Origin of the sequence: Brevibacterium renqingii (genome assembly GCF_017808105.1) — a bacterium.
GTDB lineage: Bacteria > Actinomycetota > Actinomycetes > Actinomycetales > Brevibacteriaceae > Brevibacterium > Brevibacterium renqingii.
The window spans coordinates 47,628-70,011 of record NZ_JADBHF010000010.1 but is presented as its reverse complement, the minus strand read 5'-3'; the positions used below and the strand labels follow the sequence as shown (position 1 = coordinate 70,011).

16 protein-coding genes are annotated in these 22,384 nt (G+C 65.5%); 15 read left to right on the top strand and 1 reads right to left on the bottom strand.

Annotated elements, in window-relative coordinates:
• Positions 1–156: 156 nt before the first annotated feature.
• From rpsA to IHE57_RS11565, 5 genes are all read left to right on the top strand, one after another.
• Entirely contained in the window at positions 157–1,641 is a 1,485-nt protein-coding gene (rpsA, locus tag IHE57_RS11585; protein WP_209324842.1) for a 30S ribosomal protein S1, read from the top strand.
• The gene (locus IHE57_RS11580; RefSeq protein WP_366933934.1) at positions 1,619–3,586 is read left to right on the top strand and encodes a hypothetical protein; all 1,968 of its coding nucleotides are present in this window, start codon (positions 1,619–1,621) and stop codon (positions 3,584–3,586) included. Before rpsA ends, IHE57_RS11580 begins: the two co-directional genes overlap by 23 nt.
• 9 nt (positions 3,587–3,595) lie before the next feature.
• On the top strand, positions 3,596–4,771 hold the full coding sequence (gene coaE, locus IHE57_RS11575) for a dephospho-CoA kinase (protein ID WP_209373129.1): 1,176 nt from the start codon (positions 3,596–3,598) through the stop codon (positions 4,769–4,771).
• A 55-nt stretch (positions 4,772–4,826) separates the two neighbouring features.
• Positions 4,827–6,959 carry an excinuclease ABC subunit UvrB gene (gene uvrB, locus IHE57_RS11570; RefSeq protein WP_246475831.1) on the top strand — a complete coding sequence of 711 codons (2,133 nt, stop codon included), beginning with the start codon at positions 4,827–4,829 and terminating at the stop codon, positions 6,957–6,959.
• A 211-nt stretch (positions 6,960–7,170) separates the two neighbouring features.
• Positions 7,171–8,283: a TerC family protein gene (locus IHE57_RS11565; RefSeq protein ID WP_209324844.1), complete on the top strand. Its 1,113-nt coding sequence runs from the start codon at positions 7,171–7,173 to the stop codon at positions 8,281–8,283.
• Between the two features lie 67 nt (positions 8,284–8,350).
• Here the strand turns inward: IHE57_RS11565 and IHE57_RS11560 are convergent, their stop codons facing one another.
• Positions 8,351–8,641, bottom strand: coding sequence for a YciI family protein (locus IHE57_RS11560; protein ID WP_209324845.1), 291 nt, complete (start codon positions 8,639–8,641; stop codon positions 8,351–8,353).
• A gap of 65 nt (positions 8,642–8,706) precedes the next feature.
• Between IHE57_RS11560 and IHE57_RS11555 the strand changes: the two genes are divergently transcribed.
• The 10 genes from IHE57_RS11555 to secG all read left to right on the top strand — a co-directional run bounded on the left by IHE57_RS11555 (position 8,707) and on the right by secG (position 22,325).
• Positions 8,707–11,211: a DEAD/DEAH box helicase gene (locus IHE57_RS11555; protein WP_209373127.1), complete on the top strand. Its 2,505-nt coding sequence runs from the start codon at positions 8,707–8,709 to the stop codon at positions 11,209–11,211.
• Between the two features lie 81 nt (positions 11,212–11,292).
• Positions 11,293–14,163 carry an excinuclease ABC subunit UvrA gene (uvrA, locus tag IHE57_RS11550; RefSeq protein ID WP_209373225.1) on the top strand — a complete coding sequence of 957 codons (2,871 nt, stop codon included), beginning with the start codon at positions 11,293–11,295 and terminating at the stop codon, positions 14,161–14,163.
• A gap of 5 nt (positions 14,164–14,168) precedes the next feature.
• Entirely contained in the window at positions 14,169–16,028 is a 1,860-nt protein-coding gene (gene uvrC, locus IHE57_RS11545) for an excinuclease ABC subunit UvrC (protein WP_209373119.1), read from the top strand.
• A gap of 77 nt (positions 16,029–16,105) precedes the next feature.
• The gene (gene rapZ / locus IHE57_RS11540; protein ID WP_209324848.1) at positions 16,106–17,002 is read left to right on the top strand and encodes an RNase adapter RapZ; all 897 of its coding nucleotides are present in this window, start codon (positions 16,106–16,108) and stop codon (positions 17,000–17,002) included.
• Between the two features lies 1 nt (position 17,003).
• Positions 17,004–17,999: a gluconeogenesis factor YvcK family protein gene (locus IHE57_RS11535; protein WP_209324849.1), complete on the top strand. Its 996-nt coding sequence runs from the start codon at positions 17,004–17,006 to the stop codon at positions 17,997–17,999.
• 25 nt (positions 18,000–18,024) lie between these two features.
• The gene (whiA, locus tag IHE57_RS11530) at positions 18,025–19,008 is read left to right on the top strand and encodes a DNA-binding protein WhiA (RefSeq protein WP_209373117.1); all 984 of its coding nucleotides are present in this window, start codon (positions 18,025–18,027) and stop codon (positions 19,006–19,008) included.
• 9 nt (positions 19,009–19,017) lie between these two features.
• Positions 19,018–20,019 carry a type I glyceraldehyde-3-phosphate dehydrogenase gene (gap, locus tag IHE57_RS11525; protein ID WP_209373115.1) on the top strand — a complete coding sequence of 334 codons (1,002 nt, stop codon included), beginning with the start codon at positions 19,018–19,020 and terminating at the stop codon, positions 20,017–20,019.
• Positions 20,016–21,236, top strand: a complete 1,221-nt coding sequence (locus tag IHE57_RS11520; RefSeq protein WP_209324852.1) for a phosphoglycerate kinase — start codon at positions 20,016–20,018, stop codon at positions 21,234–21,236. Before gap ends, IHE57_RS11520 begins: the two co-directional genes overlap by 4 nt.
• 14 nt (positions 21,237–21,250) lie before the next feature.
• The gene (tpiA, locus tag IHE57_RS11515; RefSeq protein WP_209324853.1) at positions 21,251–22,036 is read left to right on the top strand and encodes a triose-phosphate isomerase; all 786 of its coding nucleotides are present in this window, start codon (positions 21,251–21,253) and stop codon (positions 22,034–22,036) included.
• Positions 22,037–22,079: 43 nt separating this feature from the next.
• On the top strand, positions 22,080–22,325 hold the full coding sequence (secG, locus tag IHE57_RS11510; RefSeq protein ID WP_209324854.1) for a preprotein translocase subunit SecG: 246 nt from the start codon (positions 22,080–22,082) through the stop codon (positions 22,323–22,325).
• Positions 22,326–22,384: the final 59 nt, after the last annotated feature.

Below are 22,384 nucleotides of genomic sequence, written 5' to 3'. Positions count from 1 at the left end.
ACGCCCGTGTTGGTGCTAGCATTGACAACCGTATGCGCCTGTGCATGCAAGTCCAAATTCGCAATCGAGACCGGATCCGTCAACTGCGGCAAGACTTACTGACCTGCCGACAGAGTACCGGATCTGGACCAATATTCCATCGGAGTCCCTACCTATATGACCACCACCACGCCGGAATCGGTGCAGCCGAAGCAGGTCGCTGTCAACGACATCGGAACCGCTGAGGATTTTCTCGCCGCCGTCGACGAGACCATCAAGTACTTCAACGATGGTGACATCGTCGAAGGAACCGTCGTCAAGGTTGACCGTGACGAGGTCCTCGTTGACATCGGATACAAGACGGAAGGCGTCATCCTCGCACGTGAGCTTTCCATCAAGCACGATGTCGATCCCGGCGAAGTCGTCGAGGTCGGGGACGAGATCGAAGCCCTCGTGCTCCAGAAGGAGGACAAAGAGGGTCGTCTCATGCTGTCGAAGAAGCGTGCGCAGTACGAGCGCGCCTGGGGCGACATCGAGAAGATCAAGGAAGACGACGGCGTCGTCACCGGCACCGTCATCGAGGTCGTCAAGGGCGGCCTGATCGTCGACATCGGACTGCGCGGCTTCCTGCCCGCTTCCCTGGTCGAGATGCGTCGCGTCCGCGACCTCGCTCCCTACATCGGCCAGCAGGTCGAGGCCAAGATCATCGAGCTCGACAAGAACCGCAACAATGTGGTCCTCTCGCGTCGTGCCTGGCTCGAGCAGACCCAGTCGGCCGTCCGCCACGACTTCCTGCAGACCCTGCAGAAGGGCCAGGTCCGTCCCGGTGTCGTGTCCTCCATCGTCAACTTCGGTGCCTTCGTCGACCTCGGTGGTGTCGACGGACTCGTCCACGTCTCCGAACTGTCGTGGAAGCACATCGATCACCCGGGTGAGGTCGTCACCGTGGGCGACGAGGTCACCGTCGAGGTCCTCGACGTCGACATGGACCGCGAGCGCGTCTCGCTCTCGCTCAAGGCCACCCAGGAAGATCCCTGGCAGCACTTCGCCCGCACCCACGTCATCGGACAGATCGTGCCCGGCAAGGTCACCAAGCTCGTTCCCTTCGGCGCATTCGTGCGCGTCGAGGACGGCATCGAAGGCCTCGTCCACATCTCCGAGCTGGCTGTGCGCCACGTGGATCTGCCCGAGCAGGTCGTCTCGGTCGACGAGACCATCTACGTCAAGGTCATCGACATCGACCTCGAACGCCGCCGCATCTCGCTGTCGCTGAAGCAGGCCAACGAGGGCGTCGATCCCGAGGCCGAGGAGTTCCTCGACCCCGCTCTCTACGGCATGCCGCAGGAGTACGACGAGGACGGCAACTACAAGTACCCCGAGGGCTTCGACCCCGAGACCAACGAATGGGTCGAGGGCTACGAGGCGCAGCGCGAGGCCTGGGAGCAGCAGTATGCCGCCGCTCAGGAACGATGGGAAGAGCACAAGAAGCAGGTCGCCAAGGCCATCGCAGCGGACGCCGAGGCCTCCGCAGCCGATGCCGTCGGTTCTGCCGATGCCGCTCCGGCCACCGGATCGTACTCCTCGGAAGAGGCGGGCGACGAAGGTACGCTGGCCAGCGACGAAGCTCTCGCAGCCCTGCGTGAGAAGCTTGCAGGCAGCTGATAGCAGCCATCACAGGGGCTCCCGGTCGGAAGGCCGGGAGCCCTTTGTATATGCCCCCACGACCGGCACGCCGCTGCAGAGGCTGCGCCCCTGGCTGTGGTTCACGGTGCTGCTGTCCCTGGTCAGCCTCACCGTATTCGGCTCCGTCGCGGCACGCCCCGGCGAGGTGGTCGTCGCCGACAACGATGACACCTCCCTCTTCGTGTGGTGGCTCGGACACGGTGCTCAGGTGCTTGCCGACCGCCTCGGCTTCGGACACGGCGAAACCGGCGGTCTCCTATTCACGGACTCGATGAATGCGCTCGGCGGAGGAGTCAACGGCGCGTGGAACACCTCGATGGTCGGCATCGCCCTTCTCCTCGCCCCTCTCACCTGGCTGGCGGGTCCGATCGTCAGCTACAACCTGCTCATCCTCACGATCCCGGTCCTGAACAGCCTGGCCGTCGCGGTGCTCTTCCGCCGCTTCCTCCACCGGCTTCCGGCCTTCATCGCCGCCGGCGGAGTCGGCTTCTCGAGCTACGTCATCGCACAGCTCGGCGGCCACCCGAATCTCGCGTTCGCCGTCACACCGCCCCTGACCGCCGCGGCGATCCTCGCCCTCCTCGGCCTCGGCGGCTCCGGTCGCGGGCAGGCCGACACTCGGTTCGATTCCGCCCGCGGGGCCGGGCAGTCGGCGAGCACCTCCCGTTCCTTCGCATCGTCCGTGCTCTGGCGCAGTCGCCGTGTGTGGTCGATCGGCCTCAGCTTCGGCCTGCTGCTCGGCTTCCAGTTCTATGTCTCCACCGAGGTGCTGGCCGGGACCTTCCTCGCGGCTCTCTGCTTCCTCCTCTGCCTCGCAGCATTCGCCCGCCGGATGCTGACCATGCACTCGTGGATGAAGCTGGGATCGGGCTCGCTCATCGCCGGAGCGGTGGCACTGCTCTGCGCGGCGCCGCTGCTCAAGACCATGACCGGGGCGAACGCGCCCGCGGGGACGCTGCGTCCCCACGGCGTCTGGAACACCGATCTGCTCGACCCCGTCCTGCCCGCGGCCCCCGCCTGGCTGAGTGCAGGGGTCTCCCCGCTGCCGCGCGTGATGGACATCGACCCCGCCGAACTCGGCGCATACGTCGGCGCGCCCGCACTGCTGGCCGCGGTCGTCATCCTCATCGGCCTCGGTCGCCGCTCCCGGCACCGCTCGGCCCTGCGCATCGCGGCCGCGACAGGCCTGCTCGTCTTCTCCCTCGCCTTGGGCTCGCCGATCCTCCTCGGCGGGCGCGTGATCGCCGGGAGCGGGCCATTCGCCCTCATCGAAGCCGTCCCCGTGCTCAACAACATCCTGCCCATGCGACTGGTCCTCCACTCGACCATCGCCCTCTTCGCCGTCCTCGGCATCGGGCTCGACTGGGCGTGGGCCCACCGTCGGCTGCTGCGTGCCCGACTGCTGATCGGGCTGCTCGTGCTCGCCGCCGTATGCGTCGTCCCCGGTCCCCAGACCGCGCGCGAGGTGACGGTGCCCGAGTTCTACACAGAATCCGTCGCCGAGGTGATCCCGCCCGGATCCACCGTCAAGACCCTGCCCCGTCCGCTGGCCTGGGCCGAACCGCATGCCGACGAGGCGATGGTGTGGCAGGCGGTGAGCGGCTTCCGCTACCGGGAGACCGGCGGCTACTTCATCGGTTCCGGCGCGGACGCCCCCGTGATCTATTCCGCCCCCGAGGACAGCCTCGACGCTTTGCTCCACGCGTCCGTCTTCGACGGCGCGGATCTGCCCGACCCGAAGAGCCCCGAGACCGCCGCGGCGATCGCGGACCTGCGCGCGGCGGGAGTCGACTTCATCGTGCTGGTGCCCGAGGCCCCGCTTCTGCCCGGCGGGGAGGGAGCCTACGCGCAATTCCTCGATGAGGCAGTCGGAGATCCGGAATTCGCCGACGAGGGCGTGCTGGTCTACCGGCTCGATCAGTAGGATGAGCCCATGCTGAGAATCGGTCTCACCGGCGGAATCGGCGCCGGCAAGTCAACCGTGTCCGAGATGCTCGTCGAACACGGGGCAGTGCTCATCGACGCCGACAGGATCGCGCGCGAAGTCGTCGCCCCCGGCGAGCCGCTGCTGCCCCGACTGGCCGAGGCCTTCGGCCCGGAGATCATCGACGCCGAGGGAGGACTCGATCGGGTCCGACTCGCAGCAGCGGCCTTCGCCGACGCCGAGAGCACGGCCAGGCTCAACGGGCTCATGCACCCGGCGATCAGGGACCGCACGGCCGCACACTTCGCCCGACATGCCGAGGCTGCGATCGTCGTCCACGACGTCCCGCTGCTCGTCGAGAACTCGATGACGCCTGCCTACCATCTCAACCTCCTCGTCGACGTGCCCGCCGAAGTGCGGCTGCGCAGGCTGATGGACTCCCGCGGCATGGATCGCGATGATGCGGAAGCGCGGATCACCCGCCAAGCCGAAGACTGGCAACGACGAGCGGCATGCGATGTCATCATCGACAATTCTGGTCCGATCGAGTCCACTCGCGACAGAGTCCGCGAGCTCATCGACGACCGGATCGGGCCCTTCGCCGCGAACCTGTCCCAGCGGCGTCCGGCTCCGCGCGGCCGGCTCGAGCTCACTGACCCCGCGGACAAGGACTGGGCTGGTGAGGCCGAGCGGGTGATGGCGAAGCTGAGGCACGGAACCGACGCGGAGTTCGCCGTCGAGCATATCGGCTCGACCTCGGTGCCGGGCCTTCCGGCCAAGGACGTCGTGGACCTCCAGCTCCTCGTGCCTGATCTCGCGACTGCAGAACGGCTTGCACCCCGCCTGGCAGAGCTCGGGTACCCGGGTGGGGAACTGACCGACCACCTCGGCGAGGGCGGGTCCGAGGGCAAATGGTTCCACAAGAATTCGGACCCGGGCCGCGCAGTCAACCTCCACGTGCGCACCGAGGACTCCGTCGGTGCCCGCTTCGCCCGAGCCTTCCGGAGCCTGCTGCGCACCGATGCAGGGGAGAGGGAGCGCTACCTCGAGCTCAAACGCGAGCTCATCGAACGGATCGGCGAAGCGACGGACACGGAGGCGGAGACGACGAATGCCTATGCCGACGCGAAGGAGCCGTACTTCCTCCGGATGCGTCAGCGGCTGGTGCCGGAGAGCTTCGCCTGACCGAGTCCGGAGATCGCGACTGCCCAATGTCAGGGCCGAGGGTTAGTGTGGGGATATGAGCTCAGCACGCCCCCTGCCCGCGATCGGCCACCGTCCCGACGTCACCCGAGAGGTGGCGCCCTTCGAGGTCGTCTCCGAATACTCGCCCTCCGGCGACCAGCCGACTGCGATCCAGGAGATCTCCGAACGGCTCGACGCGGGGGAGAGGGACATCGTGCTGCTCGGCGCCACCGGCACGGGCAAGTCCGCGACGACCGCGTGGCTGATCGAGCAGGTCCAACGTCCCACCCTCATCATGGCTCCGAACAAGACATTGGCCGCGCAGCTGGCCAATGAGTTCCGTCAGCTGCTGCCGCACAACGCGGTCGAGTACTTCGTCTCCTACTACGACTACTACCAGCCCGAAGCGTATGTGCCGCAGACGGACACCTTCATCGAGAAGGACTCCTCGATCAACGACGAGGTCGAGCGGCTCCGCCACTCGGCGACGAACTCGCTGCTGACGAGGCGCGATGTCGTCGTCGTCTCGACGGTCTCATGCATCTACGGCCTCGGCACCCCCGAGGAGTACGTCGACCGGATGGTCACCCTGCACAAGGGCGACGAGTGCGACCGCGACGAGCTCCTCAAACGCTTCGTGTCCATGCAGTACGCCCGCAACGACATGGCCTTCACCCGCGGCACCTTCCGCGTCCGCGGAGATACCGTCGAGATCATCCCGCAGTACGAGGAGCTGGCCCTGCGGATCGAGTTCTTCGGCGACGAGATCGAAAGTCTGCAGACGCTGCACCCGCTGACCGGTGAGATCGTGCGCGACGAGGACACTATCCATGTGTTCCCGGCCAGCCACTACGTCGCCGGTGAGAACCGGATGGCCACGGCCATCAGCGGCATCGAAGAGGAACTCCAGCACAGGCTGAGCGAATTCGAGTCGCAGAACAAGCTCCTCGAGGCCCAGCGGCTGAAGATGCGCACGAGCTACGACCTCGAGATGATGGAGTCGATGGGCTTCACCTCCGGCATCGAGAACTACTCACGTCACATCGACGGCCGTGACCCCGGATCGGCGCCGAACTGTCTGCTCGACTACTTCCCGGAAGACTTCCTGCTCGTCGTCGACGAGTCCCATGTCACCGTCCCGCAGATCGGCGGCATGTACGAGGGCGACATGTCTCGCAAACGCACACTCGTCGAACACGGATTCCGTCTGCCCAGCGCCATGGACAACAGGCCCCTGAAGTTCGACGAGTTCCGCGAACGCGTCGGCCAGACCGTCTACCTGTCGGCCACGCCCGGCAACTTCGAGCTCGGAAACTCCAACGGCTACGTCCAGCAGATCATTCGACCCACCGGACTCGTCGATCCGGAGATCAAGGTCAAACCGACGAAGGGACAGATCGACGATCTGCTCGACGAGATCAGAACCAGGGTCGATGCGAACGAACGTGTGCTCGTGACCACCCTGACGAAGAAGATGGCCGAGGATCTCACCGACTATCTGCTCGAACACGAGATCCGCGTCCAGTACCTCCACTCGGACGTCGACACCCTCCGTCGCGTCGAACTGCTCACCGAACTGCGCGCCGGCGAGTTCGACGTCCTCGTCGGGATCAACCTGCTGCGCGAGGGCCTCGACCTGCCCGAGGTGTCCCTCGTGGCCATCCTCGACGCCGACAAGGAGGGCTTCCTCCGGTCCTCGACCTCGCTCATCCAGACGATCGGGCGTGCGGCCCGCAACCTGCACGGACAGGTGCACATGTACGCCGATACGATCACCGACTCGATGCGCACGGCCATCGACGAGACCGATCGCAGGCGCGCGATCCAGATCGCCTACAACGAGGAACACGGCATCGATCCGACGCCGCTGGTCAAACGGATCGCCGACATCACCGAACGGCTGCAGCGCGAGGACGAGGACACCCGCGAGCTGCTCACCGAGTTCGACTACGGAAAGGGCAAGCGCGGCTACAATTCGACGCTGAGCGACGAACAGCGAGAAGCCGCGAACAAGTCGGGATCGCTGCGGCCGCCGGCAGCCGATCTCACCGAGCTCATCGAATCGCTGACCTCGCAGATGCACTCGGCGGCCGCCGAACTGCAGTTCGAGCTCGCCGCGCGGCTGCGCGATGAACTCTCCGAGCTCAAACAGGAACTGCGGCAGATGAAGGAAGCCGGCCACGCCTGAGCGGGGAGCCGCCCGCGGGCGGCAGCGAGCATCGGGCCGCGGGGCGCCCGTGTAGACTGGAGCGCCGGAGGGGAGTATCCCAAAAGCTCCGAGCCCGTCATCACGATCTTGTCTTGGATCCGGGTTCGGGCGCGGTCGAATCACGCCGCGGGAGAGACTTTCGAATTGCCCAGCCGTGCTCGACACGCACGGACAACAGCGAAAGGCTTCCATGACAACCGAATTGCCATTGTGGTTCGAGACCGGTTCACTCATCGTTCTCGTCCTGATCCTCGTGGCCGATCTCCTGCTGGTGATCAAGCGACCGCACATCCCATCGATGCGCGAAGCCACACTCTGGGTGAGCTTCTACGTCACGCTCGCTCTTCTCTTCGCCGTAGCCATGTACTTCTTCGCGGACGGGGAGCACGCAGGCCAGTTCCTCGCCGGCTGGCTCACCGAATACAGCCTGAGCATCGACAACCTCTTCGTCTTCGTCATCATCATGACCCGGTTCAAGGTGCCTCGCCAGTATCAGCAGGAAGTGCTGATGGTGGGCATCATCATCGCCCTGGTCTTCCGCGGTGTGTTCATCCTCGCCGGATCTGTCGTCATCAACCTCTTCATCTCCGTGTTCTACCTCTTCGGCATCTTCCTGCTGTGGACGGCATGGAACCAGGCTTTCGGCAGCGAAGAGGACAACGATGAGGACAACCGCTTCGTCAGATGGCTCAAGGGGCGGGTGAACATCTCCGATGACTTCGACGGCAACAAGCTCAAGACGACGATCGACGGGCAGAAGCACTTCACCCCGATGCTGCTGGTCTTCATCGCCATCGGCACCACCGATGTGATGTTCGCCCTCGACTCCATTCCGGCGATCTTCGGCATCACCCAGAGCCCCTTCATCGTGTTCACCGCGAACATCTTCGCCCTGATGGGTCTGCGTCAGCTCTACTTCCTCCTCGGCGGCCTCCTCGACCGTCTCATCTACCTCAAGTACGGCATCGCCGCGATCCTGGCGTTCATCGGAGTCAAGCTCATCCTCCACGCCGCGCACGAGAACAACCTTCCGTTCATCAACGGCGGGGAGAAGCTCGAATGGGTCCCCGACGTCAGCACCGGCATGTCTCTGGCCGTCATCGTCGGGTGCATGGCGGTGGCGACGGTCGCCAGCCTCATCGCCATGAAGCGCGGTCACCAGGAGGTCCACTTCGGTCAGGTGGAACACGAGCAGCACCACTCGGTGCCGGGCGCGATGGAGGAAAGCCCCGACCACGACGACCCGGACCTGGGCCGGACGACGAAGGAGCCCGGTTCCCCACAGGAACCGGACTCCGAGTAGCTCCGTCCGCGCGCACCGGAGCAGCCGGTGTGCGCGACTCGCGGCCGATCTGCGGATTGGCCGCGAGTCAGTCTGTCGAGAAGGGTCCGAAGACGGGAGTCCACTCCCGGATCGCCGTCTCCTCGATGACACCGAGCGAGGCGTAGGGGTCGCCGGTGAGCAGCCGCTCGATCTCGTCCCGGTCACCCGCCCGCATGAGCAGCAGACCGCCCGGCTGCGGATCCGAGTCCAGGGGGCCCGAAGCCAGGATGGTCCCGGCCTCGTTCATCTCCGACTGCCAGCGGCGATGCGCGGGCCGGTGCTCCATTCGCGTTTCGGTATCGGGACCATAGACATAGGTGACGGCGAAGACCGGCATATGTGACTCCTCGGGGTCGAGCAATAGGATGGAACCAGTCTAATCGGAAAGGTCTGTGCATCAGCGTGGCCAGATTGCAGGAGATCCCAGCGGAATTCGCGGACGACGACTCCATCTACGAGTCCTTCGGCGAGTACTGCGCAGAGATCGGCGTCGAACCCTACCCGGCCCAGGACGAGGCCTTCCTCACCATCCTCGCCGGCGACAACACGATCATGGCCACCCCGACCGGGTCGGGGAAATCCCTCGTCGCCCTCTTCGCCCTCTACCAGTCGTACACCCGCGGCATCCGGGCCTACTACACCGCCCCGCTGAAAGCCCTGGTGAGCGAGAAGTTCTTCTCGCTCATCGATGCGTTCGGCGCTGAGAACGTCGGTATGATCACCGGCGACTCGACTGTCAACGGCGATGCGCCCGTCATCTGCGCCACCGCCGAGATCCTGGCCAACCAGGCGCTTCGCGAAGGCGGGCTCCTCGACGCCGGGATGGTCGTCATGGACGAATTCCACTATGTCGCCGACCCCGCACGCGGTTGGGCCTGGCAGGTCCCGCTGCTCGAGATGCCGCAGTCGCAGTTCGTCCTCATGTCCGCGACCCTCGGCGACACCACCGAGATCTGCCGCACGATGGAGGAGACGACCGGGCGCGATTCCTCGGTGGTCACCTCGGCGACACGGCCGGTCCCGCTCGAATACGAGTACTCGACCGAGACGCTCTCGGACACGCTGCGCGGCCTCGTCCGCAATGACAAGGCACCGGTCTACGTCGTCTCCTACTCGCAGAACGGAGCGATCGATCTCGCCACGAATCTGCTGTCGGTCGACCTCGCCTCCAAGGAGCAGAAGGCCGCCGTCGCCGAGGCGATCAAGGGCTTCGCCTTCGGCAAGGGCTTCGGACAGAGCCTGCGCAGACTGCTCCTCCACGGCGTCGGAGTCCACCACGCCGGAATGCTCCCGAAGTACCGGCGGCTCGTCGAACAGCTTGCGCTCAAGGGAGTGCTGCTCGTCATCTCCGGGACCGATACTCTGGGGGTCGGCATCAATGTGCCCATCCGCTCCGTGCTGCTGACGGGTCTGACGAAGTTCGACGGCCGCCGGATGCGCAGGCTCAGCGTCCGCGAATTCCAACAGCTGGCCGGACGTGCCGGCCGGGCCGGATTCGACACCCGGGGCTATGTCATCGCCCAGGCGCCCGAACACGTCATCGACAACCTGAAGGCCGAGGCGAAGGCCGCGAACGACGACAAGAAGAAAAAGAAGAAGGTCAAGAAGAAGGCCGCTCCGGCCGGATTCGTCGGCTGGTCGTCCGAGACCTTCGCCAAACTCATCGAAGGCGACTCCGAGACGCTGCGTCCGCGGATGAAGATCGATCATTCGACGATCCTCAATCTCATCGCCCGTCCCGGCTCCGATGTGTCCACCATCAGCGACTTCATCGACAAGACCCACGAGAGCAGAGACCGCAGGCTCGACCTCAAGCTCACAGCCCTGAGCATCGGACGCTCGCTCATCGACGCAGGGCTCATCGAGGTCAGGGGAGACGAACTCGTCCCCACCGAGGACCTCGGTCCCCAGTTCGCACTCAACCAGCCGCTGGCGCCGTTCGTGCTCGCGGGGCTCGAACTCCTCGACGCAGACGACGAGACCTACGCCCTCGACGTGGTCTCCCTCGTGGAATCGACCACCTCGGTGCCGTACCAGATCCTCAAGGGACAGCTCGATCGGATCAAGGCGGACACGCTGGCCGAGCTCAAGGCCGAAGGCGTCGACTACGCCGAGCGCATGGCCGTCCTCGACGAGATCGAAGGCCCCGCACCGTTGGCCGATGTGCTCGAACCGGCCTTCGAGCATTTCGTCGAGACCCACCCATGGCTGCGCGGAGGCAGCTTCGAACCGAAGTCCGTCGTCCGCGACATGTGTGAGCAGGCCATGGGCTTCACCCAGTTCGTGGGATATTATTCCCTGACCCGAGCCGAGGGCGGCCTGCTGCGCTACCTCACCGACGTCTACCGGGCCCTGCTGCACAATGTGCCGGCCGAGAACCGGACCGAGGAGCTGTCGACGATCATCGAATGGCTGGGAGAGACCATCGCGCGCACGGATTCCTCCCTGCTCGACGAATGGCGGACCCTGCAGGGACTCGACCCGACGGAGTTCTCCGGCGAGGAGCTGCCCGATCTCGACCGGCGCTTCTCCGAGAACACGAAGGTCTTCACGGCGGAGATCCGCAACGCTCTGTTCCACCGGGTGCTCCTGGCCGAACGAGCCGACTACGCCGAGCTCGGCCGGCTCGACTCCGAATCCGGCTTCGACGCCCGAGCCTGGGAGGACGCGATCGAGGACTTCTACGACGAATACGGAGACCTGCTCACCGACCAGAAGGCCCGCGGACGGGAATATATCGACATCGAACCCGGTTCCCAGACATGGAGCGTCCGCCAGATCCTGGCCGACCCTGAGGGGAACCGGGACTGGGCCATCGACGCCGAGGTGGACGTGGCCGCCAGCGACGCAGCCGGAGACATCGTGCTCCGGATCGTCTCCGTCGGAGAGATCGGCAGCGGTCGGTGAACACCGAACCCGAATCGGTCGGCGTCGGAACGGCGCCTGAGAATCCGCAATGTCAGTGCCGAGTAATACAGTGGTCAGGTGATGAAAACCAATAACGGTGAGCAAGTGACAGGCGTCTCCCATCTCGACACCCTGTGGGTCAAGGGTGCGCGGGCACACAATCTCAAGAACGTCGAGATCGCCCTGCCGCGCGACTCCATGGTCGTGTTCACCGGCCTGTCCGGATCCGGCAAGTCCTCGCTGGCGTTCGACACGATCTTCGCCGAGGGGCAGCGGCGCTACGTCGAATCCCTGTCCTCCTACGCCCGCATGTTCCTCGGACAGATGGACAAACCCGATGTCGACTTCATCGAAGGGCTGTCCCCGGCCGTGTCGATCGACCAGAAGTCGACGTCTCGCAACCCGCGTTCGACCGTGGGCACGATCACCGAGGTCTATGACTTCCTGCGTCTGCTGTGGGCGCGCATCGGGGTGCCGCACTGTCCCGTGTGCGGTGAGGTGATCACGAAGCAGACGCCGCAGCAGATCGTCGACCAGCTGCTCGAACTCGAGGAGCGCACGAAGTTCCTCGTGCTCGCACCCGTCGTGCGTTCGCGCAAGGGGGAGTTCGTCGACCTCTTCACCGACCTCCAGACCAAGGGCTTCTCCCGCGCCATCGTCGACGGCGAGCAGATCAGCCTGAGCGAGCCCCCCACGCTGGAGAAGCAGTACAAGCACACGATCTCCGTGATCGTCGACCGACTCGTAGCCAAACCGGGCATGCGTCCCCGACTGACCGACTCCGTCGAGACCGCCCTCGGACTGGCCGACGGCCGCATCGACATCGACCTCGTCGACGAGGGCACGATCCGCACCTTCTCCGAGCACATGTCGTGTCCGAACGAGCACCCGCTGACGATCGACGAGATCGAACCGCGCTCGTTCTCCTTCAACTCTCCCTTCGGCGCCTGCCCCACCTGCGACGGCATCGGCACCCGCCTCCAGGTCGATGAGAACCTCGTCGTGCCCGACGACGATCTCAGCCTCGGGGCCGGTGCGATCGCCCCCTGGTCGGGCGGCAAACAGGTCTCGAAGTACTTCAACCGTCTGCTCAAGGGACTCGGAGACGAACTCGGCTTCGACATGAAGACGCCGTGGAAGAAGCTGCCGAAGGCGGCGAAGACGGCGATCCTCACCGGCAAGGACTACAAGGTCCATGTGAAGTACAAGAACCGCTTCGGTCGTGAACGCACCTATTCGACCGGGTTCGAAGGCGTGTACCAGTACATCCAGCGCAAGCACGAGGAGACCGAGTCGGACTGGTCGCGGGAGCGCTATGAGTCCTATATGCGCGAAATCCCCTGCGCCAGCTGTCAGGGCAGCCGCCTCAAACCCGAGATCCTCGCCGTCAAGGTCGGCGACCGCTCCATCGCCGAAGTGTCCGAGCTCGCCCTCGACGAGGCCGCTGAATTCCTCGGCTCCCTCGAACTCAGCGACCGTGACGCCGCCGTGGCGGCGCAGGTGATGAAGGAGATCAACGCCCGGCTCGGATTCCTCCTCGACGTCGGACTCGACTATCTCAGCCTCAACCGGGCCGCCGGCACGCTCTCCGGCGGCGAGGCCCAGCGCATCCGCCTGGCCACCCAGATCGGTTCGGGACTCGTCGGGGTCCTCTACGTTCTCGACGAACCCTCGATCGGTCTGCACCAGCGCGACAACCGCCGGCTCATCGAGACCCTCAACAAGCTCAAGGACCTCGGCAACACCCTCATCGTCGTCGAACACGACGAAGACACCATCGAATCCGCCGACTGGATCGTCGACATCGGTCCGGGAGCCGGCGAACACGGGGGAGAGGTCGTCTACTCCGGTCCCGTGCCCGGACTCAAGGATGCCGAGGGGTCGATCACCGGCGACTACCTGTCCGGTCGTCGCGAGATCCAGATCCCCGCCGCCCGCCGACCCGTGGACAAGGACCGGATGGTCACCGTGGAGAAGGCGGTGGAGAACAACCTGCGCAACGTCACCGTGTCCTTCCCCCTCGGAGTGCTCACCGCCGTCACCGGGGTCTCCGGGTCGGGCAAGTCCACCCTGGTCAACGAGATCCTGTACACCCAGATGGCCAATGTCCTCAACGGGGCCTCACGGGTGCCGGGACGCCACAAGCGGGTGACCGGTCTGGAGAACCTCGACAAGGTCGTCCACGTCGATCAGTCGCCGATCGGTCGCACTCCCCGTTCGAATCCGGCCACGTATACGGGAGTCTTCGATCATGTGCGCCGGCTGTTCGCGGAGACCGAGTCGGCGAAGGTCCGCGGCTATCTGCCCGGACGGTTCTCCTTCAACGTCAAGGGCGGGCGCTGCGAGAACTGCAGCGGCGACGGCACGATCAAGATCGAGATGAACTTCCTGCCCGATGTCTACGTCCCCTGCGAGGTCTGCCAGGGAGCCCGGTACAACCGGGAGACCCTCGAAGTGACCTTCAAGGGAAAGAACATCGCCGAAGTCCTCGACATGCCCATCGAGGAGGCCAATGACTTCTTCGCCGCGATCCCCGCGATCTCGAGGCACCTGAAGACCCTCGTCGAAGTCGGGCTCGGCTACGTCCGCCTCGGCCAGCCGGCGACGACTCTCTCCGGCGGTGAGGCACAGCGGGTGAAACTCGCTGCCGAACTGCAGAAGCGCTCCCGTGGACGCACCGTCTACGTGCTCGACGAACCGACGACGGGTCTGCACTTCGAGGACATCTCGAAGCTGCTCATGGTCCTCCAGGGTCTCGTCGACAAGGGCAACACGGTCATCGTCATCGAGCACAACCTCGATGTCATCGGCAACGCCGATCACGTCATCGACCTCGGTCCCGAGGGCGGACGCGGCGGCGGGCAGGTCATCGCCCAAGGCACACCGGAGGAAGTCGCCGAGGTGTCTGCATCGCACACCGGTCGATTCCTCAAACCGATGCTCGACGCCTGATCCGAATGCCCGAACCCTCCAGCTACCGTCCGGCCACAGGGACGATCCCCACCTCGGCCGGGGTCTACAAGTTCCGCGACCCCGACCGACGGGTCATCTATGTCGGGAAGGCGAAGAACCTCCGGAATCGGCTGAACTCGTACTTCTCCAATCCCGCCCAGCTGCATCCGCGGACCTCGACGATGGTCCACACCGCGAATTCCGTGGAATGGACCGTCGTCGACACCGAGGTCGAAGCGCTCCAGCTCGAGTGGACGTGGATCAACGAATACAATCCGCGGTTCAACGTCATGTTCCGCGACGACAAGTCCTACCCCTACCTCGCGATCACCATGAATGAGGAGGTCCCGCGGGCCTACATCACCCGCGGGAAGCGTCGCAAGGGGATCAAGTACTTCGGTCCCTTCGCACAGGTATGGGCGATCAAGGACACGCTCGACCTGCTGCTCAGAGCCTTCCCGATGCGCACCTGTACTCCCGGCGTCTACCGTCGCGCCGAACGCAGCGGTCGGCCCTGCCTGCTCGGCTACATCGACAAATGCGCCGCGCCCTGCGTCGGACAGATCGGCAAGGACGAACACCGGGAGCTCGCCCGCAGCATCACCGACTTCATGTCCGGCAACACCGGTCGGTTCATCAGCTACCGCCAGAAGGAGATGGCGGCGGCCGCGGCCGAGCTCGACTATGAACGCGCTGCGCGGCTGCGCGATGAGATCACGGCCCTGCAGAAGGTCCTCGACAAATCCGCGGTCGTTCTGTCGGTGAGCGCTGACTGCGATGTCTTCGCCCTCGTGACCGAAGAGCTCGAAGCCTCCGTGCAGGTCTTCCACGTCCGGCAGGGACGCATCCGCGGCCAACGCGGATGGATCATCGAACGCTCCGACGACCACACCCCGGCCGAACTCACGACCGACTACCTGCGCCAGGCATACTCCGGCGTCGACGCCGAGGCGATCCCGAAGGAGATCCTCGTCGACACGCTTCCGGCCGATCTCGAGTCCCTGGAGAGCTGGCTGAGCGAACAGCGCGGTTCGCGAGTGACGGTGCGCGTACCCGAGCGGGGGGAGAAGAGAGCGGCCTTGGAGACCGTTGCGAAGAACGCCAAGGAAGCGCTCGTCCAGCACAAGCTCAAACGCTCCTCAGACCTGACCACCCGCAGCCAGGCGCTGAAGGAGATCCAGGAGCACCTCGGACTGCCCGAGGCCCCGCTGCGGATCGAATGCATCGACATCTCCCACACCCAGGGCTCGAACGTCGTCGCCTCCCTCGTCGTGTTCGAGGACGGAATGGCCAAGAAGCGCGACTACCGGCACTTCGCCATTCACGGGGAAGCGGCAGCCGACGACACGGCGTCGATGTACGACGTGGTGTCCCGCCGCTTCAGCCGCTACCTCGAACAGATGGGCGCCGACGAACCCGATGAGCGCTTCGGCTACCGGCCCAGCCTCCTCGTCGTCGACGGCGCCGGACCCCAGGTCTCTGCCGCCACCAAGGCCCTGCTCGACCTCGGGATCGTCGACATCTCCGTGGTCGGCTTGGCGAAGAGACTTGAGGAGATCTGGGTTCCCGAAGATCCCTTCCCGGTCATCCTGCCGCGCAACTCCGAGGGCCTCTTCCTCATGCAGCGGCTGCGAGATGAGGCCCACCGCTTCGCCATCACCTACCATCGCTCCAAACGGGCGAAGGCGATGACGAGTTCCGTCCTCGACGACATCTCCGGGCTGGGGGAGGCCAAGCGCACCGCTCTGCTGCGGCACTTCGGCTCCGTGAAGAAGGTCCGCGCCGCCACTGCCGAGGAGATCTGCGAGGTCAAGGGAATCGGTCCCTCCCTCGCTGCGAAGATCGTCGAGGCGATGGCCGACTGAGCGGTTCGGATCTGGCTTAGAGTAGTGCCCAGAGACGCAGTGCCACGCACCGATCGGGCACAGACAGAGGAGGACGTGTGAGTACACAGGCCATAGCGGACGGTTCCGACCACCCCATCGAGGTCGTGCTCGTCACCGGCATGTCCGGAGCTGGCCGGACAACCGTGGCCAATGTGCTCGAGGACATGGACTGGTACGTCGTGGACAACCTGCCGCCGCAGATGATGCGGCCGTTGGTCGAGCTCGTCGCCCGCGCCGACGGCGCCCTGCCGAAGATCGCCATCGTCATCGACGCGAAGGGGCGAACGAAGTACACGGAGCTGCAGGAGACGATCGGGGACTTCCTCGACCAGGGACTGTCTCTGCGCATCCTCTACCTCGAAGCCTCCGACGAGGTCCTCGTCCGCCGGTTCGAGTCGACCAGACGACCCCATCCGCTGCAGGGCGAGGGCACTCTCCTCGACGGCATCGAGGCAGAGAAGGCCCAACTCGAGACGCTCAAACACCGAGCCGATATGATCGTCGACACCTCGGATCTCAACGTCCACCAGCTCTCGGCCGAGATCCGCAAACGCTTCAGCGACGACGACACACCGCCCCTGCGGCTGACTGTGATGAGCTTCGGCTTCAAATACGGTCTGCCCAAGGACGCCGACCACATCGCCGATGTCCGCTTCCTGCCCAACCCGTACTGGATTCCGCACCTGCGCGGACACAACGGTCTCGACTCCGATGTCGCGAGCTTCGTCCTCGAACAGAACGGCGCCGAGGAATTCATCTCGCGTTATGCGGCGACGCTGTCGACCGTGGCCGAAGGGTATCTGCACGAGGGGCGCGGCTATGCGATGATCGGCATCGGCTGCACCGGCGGCAAACACCGTTCGGTGGCGATCAGCGAACGCGTGGGCAAGCTCCTGTCGGCGCAGACGGGCATCCCCGTGACCGTGCGCCACCGTGATCTGGGAAGAGAATGATATGGAGACCGAAGATCTTCCCGTCATCACACCGGGTGCCCAGAATGAGGGTCCGAACATCGTCTCCTTCGGCGGCGGACACGGCCTGTACGCCGCATTGCGGGCGTTCCGCCTGCTCACCGAGGAACTCACAGCCGTCGTCACCGTCGCCGATGACGGCGGATCCTCCGGCCGCCTGCGCGACGAGCTCGGCGGGCTGCCTCCCGGAGACCTGCGGATGGCGCTGGCCGCTCTGTGCGACGACGGGACCTGGGGACAGACCTGGCGAGATGTCATCCAGCACCGCTTCGAGTCCGAGGGCGAGCTCTCCGGACATGCGGTGGGCAATCTGCTCATTGCGGCCCTGTGGCAGATCCACGGTGACCATGTGGCCGGACTCGACTGGATGGCTCGGCTGCTGCGCGCCCACGGCCGCGTGCTGCCCATGTCCTCGGTGCCGCTGACGATCGAAGCCGATGTGAAGTTCCCCGGCTCGTTCCAGGTCGTGCGCGGACAGTCCGTGCTCGCCTCCACCCGCGGGCACGTCGAGACCGTGCGGCTCGATCCGGCCGATCCGCCCGCTCGCTTCGAAACCGTCGAGGCGGTGCAGGAGGCCGATGTCCTCAACCTCGGTCCCGGTTCCTGGTACACCTCGGTGATGCCGCATCTGCTCGTGCCCTCGCTCGCCGAGGCGATCGTCGCCTCGAAGGCGGTGAAATCACTCACGCTCAACCTCAGCTCGACCGACGGCGAGACCAGGGATCTCAGCCTCGGCGAGCACCTCGTCTCCCTGCACCGCCACGCCCCGTCCCTGACCTTGGACTACGTCCTCGTCGACGAGGCGGCCACGGAGCTCGAGCCGGATCTGGCACAGCGGGCGCGGGACATGTTCGATGCCAAACTCTGGCAGCGACCGCTGCGCTCCCGCAGGCAGGGTCAGCATGACAGCCTCAAACTCGCGGCATGCTACCGTGACATGTTGTTGGACGCCGGGATCGGTGTCGCCGAGCAGTGGTAGGACATCAGGTGCAGGAGGACGAGCAATGGCACTGACCGCTCAGGTCAAGGACGAGTTGGCGCGAGTGAAGATCACTCGCACCTCCGCGCGCAAGGCCGAAGTGTCGTCGATCTTCCGGTTCTCCTCGGCGCTGCATCTGGTCAACGGCTCGATCGTGCTCGAAGCCGAACTCGACACCGCGCAGGCGGCGAAGCGCCTCCGGGCCGAGATCAAGGACCTCTATGGCCAGCACGCCGATATCGTCGTCATCAATGCCGCCGGGATCCGCCGCTCCAACCGCTACCTGCTGCGCGTGACCCGCGACGGCGGCGCGCTGGCCCGGCAGACCGGCCTCGTCGACAACCGAGGACGGCCCGTGCGGGGTCTGCCCTCGGCCATCGTCAACGGCTCCGTGGCTGACGCCGAGGCCGCCTGGAGAGGTGCCTTCCTCGCTCACGGCTCCCTGACCGAACCCGGACGCTCCTCCGCCCTCGAAGTCACCTGCCCCGGCCCCGAGGCGGGCCTGGCCCTCGTCGGAGCCGCCCGTCGCCTGGGACTGAGTGCGAAGGCCCGCGAGGTCCGCGGGGTCGACCGCGTGGTCATCCGCGACGGCGATGACATCGCTGCACTGCTCACCCGGATGGGCTCCCACAGTGCGGTGCTGGTCTGGGAGGAGCGCCGGATGCGGCGCGAGGTCCGCGCCACGGCCAACCGGCTGGCGAACTTCGACGATGCGAACCTGCGCCGGTCGGCGCGTGCCGCTGTGGCCGCAGGTGCCCGCGTCGAACGGGCCCTGGAGATCCTCGGCGACGACGTCCCCGAACATCTGCGATATGCCGGTCAGCTGCGCGTCACCCACAAACAGGCCTCGCTCGAGGAGCTCGGCCAGCTCGCGGACCCGCCGATGACCAAGGACGCGGTGGCCGGGCGGATCCGCCGGTTGCTGTCGACGGCGGACAAACATGCTGAGGAACTGGGAATTCCCGGCACAGAAGCCAGCCTGACCCCGGAAATGCTCGAGGATCGCTAAGATCGAGGCATGAGACGAATCGCCATCAACGGCTTCGGCCGCATCGGCCGCGCCCTGTTCCGCCTGTCCCTCGAACCCGGCAGCGACTTCGACGTCGTCGCCATCAACGACCTCACTGACACCACCACTCTGGCCCATCTGCTCACGCACGACTCCGTGTGGCCGCGCTTCGACCACGAGGTCGAGACCACTGAGGACTCCCTGTCCGTCGACGGTCGTACGGTGACCGTATTCAGCCAGGCCGATCCCGGGAGCATCGACTGGTCCTCCCACGACGTAGAACTCGTCGTCGAGTCCACCGGCCGGTTCACCCGCCGCGATCAGGCCGAGGCCCACCTCGGCGGATCCGTGAAGACGGTCCTTCTCTCGGCCCCGGGCAAGGACGTCGACGCGACCTTCGTCATGGGCGTCAACGAAGCCGATTACGATCCGGACCGGCACACCGTGGTCTCGAACGCCTCGTGCACGACGAACTGCATGGCCACAATCGTCAAGGCCATGGACGACGGCCTCGGCGTCGAATCCGGGCTGCTCAACACCGTCCACGCCTATACCGGTGACCAGATGCTCGTCGACGGTCCGCACCGCGACCTGCGCCGTGCCCGTGCCGCGGCCGTCAACATCGTGCCGACCACGACCGGAGCCGCACGCACCGTCGGCAAGGTCATGCCGCACCTGGCCGGCAAGCTCGACGGGCTCGCCGTCCGCGTGCCCGTGCCGGCGGGCTCGATCATCGACTTCACGTTCACGCCCAGCCGTGAGACGAGCCTCGAGGAAGTCAACGACATCCTGGCCCGGGCTTCCGAGGACTCGCCGTATCTCGACTATTCCGACGATGAGCTCGTCTCGACCGACATCGTGGGCACAACGGCCTCGGCGATCGTCGATTCGAAGCTGACGATGGTCCTCGGCGATCAGGTCAAGGTCGTGGCCTGGTATGACAACGAATGGGGTTACACGAACCGCCTCAAAGACATGGTCAGCTTCATTCTCGGGGAAAGGAACTCATGAGGACATTCGACGACGCGGGGATCTTCGCCGGGCATACGGTGCTCGTCCGCAGCGATCTCAATGTGCCGATGGACGAGGGCACGATCACCGATCGCGGCCGCATCGACGCGTCGGCGCGAACGATCCGGCAGCTCGCGGAGGCGGGAGCCAAGGTCATCGTCATGTCTCACCTCGGGCGTCCGAAGGGGGAGCCGGATCCCCAGTTCTCCCTGCTGCCGATCGCGGCGGAACTCGGCGAGGCCATCGGCCGTGAGGTGTTCTTCGCCGCCGACACCGTCGGGGAGGAAGCGCAGTCCAAGGCCGCCGCGCTCGAGCCAGGCCAGGTGCTGCTGCTCGAGAACCTGCGCTTCAACCCCGGGGAGACGTCGAAAGACGAGGACGAACGTCGGGCCTTCGCCGAGCAGCTGGCCGCACTCGCCGACGATTTCGTCTCCGACGGCTTCGGCGTGGTCCATCGCAGGCAGGCCTCGGTGTATGAGATCGCCGGCCTTCTGCCGCACTTTGCCGGTTCGCTCGTGCGCTCCGAGGTCGAGGTCAGCGACCGACTGCTCAACGACCCCGCGTCGCCTTTCACTGTGGTTCTGGGCGGATCCAAGGTCTCGGACAAGCTCGGTGTCATCGACAACCTCATCGAGCGGGCGGACAATCTGCTCATCGGCGGCGGCATGGTATTCACCTTCCTCGCCGCACGCGGCCACAGCATCGGTGCGAGCCTCGTAGAGACCGAGCGGATCGACGACGTCAGGGGCTACCTCGAACGCGCGGAGGCCGGAGGAGCCAAGATCGTGCTGCCGACCGATATCGTCATGGCGGCCTCCTTCGCCGCCGATGCCGACAACTGGGTTCGCGAGGTCTCGGAACTCGAATCCACTCCCGCCGGCGCAGAAGGGATCGGCCTCGACATCGGGCCCGAGTCCGCGAGGGCCTACGCGAAGATCATCGAGGACTCGACGACCGTGTTCTGGAACGGCCCCATGGGCGTCTTCGAATTCCCGGCCTTCGCTTCCGGCACCAAGGCCGTCGCCGCGGCTCTGACGGACACGGCGGACACCACCGGGCGAGAGCGCCTGACCGTCGTCGGCGGCGGAGACTCGGCCGCGGCCGTGCGCAGCCTCGGCTTCTCCGACGACGACTTCGGCCATATCTCCACGGGCGGAGGCGCCAGCCTCGAATACCTCGAAGGCAAGACGCTGCCCGGACTCGAAGCACTCGCGTGAGGAAGAGGACAACCATGAGCGATCGCACCCTGCTGCTGGCAGGCAACTGGAAGATGAACCACGACCACCTCGAGGCGATCTCCAGCGTCCAGAAACTGGCCTGGGCACTGGAGGACGCGAAGCTCGACGAGAGCAGCTGCGAGGTCGTCGTCATCCCGCCGTTCACCGATATCCGCTCCGTGCAGACCCTCGTCCAGGGGGACAAACTGTGGCTGAAGTACGGCGCTCAGGACGTCTCGCAGCACGCGCCCGGCGCACACACCGGTGAGGTCGCCGCGCCTTTCCTGGCCCGACTCGGCTGCACCTATGTCGTCATCGGGCACAGCGAGCGGCGGGCCGACAACCACGAGACGAACGAGGTCGTGGCGGCGAAGATCCGTGCCGCGCTCTCAGCCGAGCTGACCCCGATCGTCTGTGTGGGAGAATCACTGCAGCAGCGGCAGGAGAAGACGCACATCGACTTCACTCTGCGCCAGCTCGAGGAGTCCCTGGCCGGATTCGCGGCGGACGAGCTCGAGGGCCTCGTCATCGCCTATGAACCCGTGTGGGCGATCGGCACCGGTGAGACCGCCACCGCGGCGGATGCGGCCGAGATGGCCACAGCCATCCGCGCGCGGATCGAGGAGACCTACGGAAGCGGATTGGCAGGGTCCACCCGCATCCTCTACGGAGGTTCGGTCAAAGCCGACAATGTGTCCGAGATCGTATCCTCCGCAGACGTCGACGGGGCTCTGGTCGGCGGTGCGAGCCTCAGCGGCCCGGACTTCGCCGCTTTGTGCAAGGCCGCGGTCGCCAAGTAGACTGACAGACGAATCACTCGACGAAACATAGGTTGAATCCGACGTGGAAATCCTCAACATCATCCTCATCGCTCTGCTCGTGATTACGAGCATCTTCCTCACCCTGCTGATCCTCATGCACAAGGGCAAGGGCGGTGGCATGTCCGACATGTTCGGCGGCGGAATGTCCTCTTCTCTGGGGTCGTCGGGAGTCGCCGAGCGCAACCTCAACCGTTTCACAACGCTGATGGCGATCGTGTGGGCGGCCTGCATCATCCTGCTCGGCATCCTCACTCGTTTCAACGCCTGACGCCGGGCGCCGAGGCGATTCCGCCTCGAGAGCACAAGGACCCCGACCGATAGGTCGGG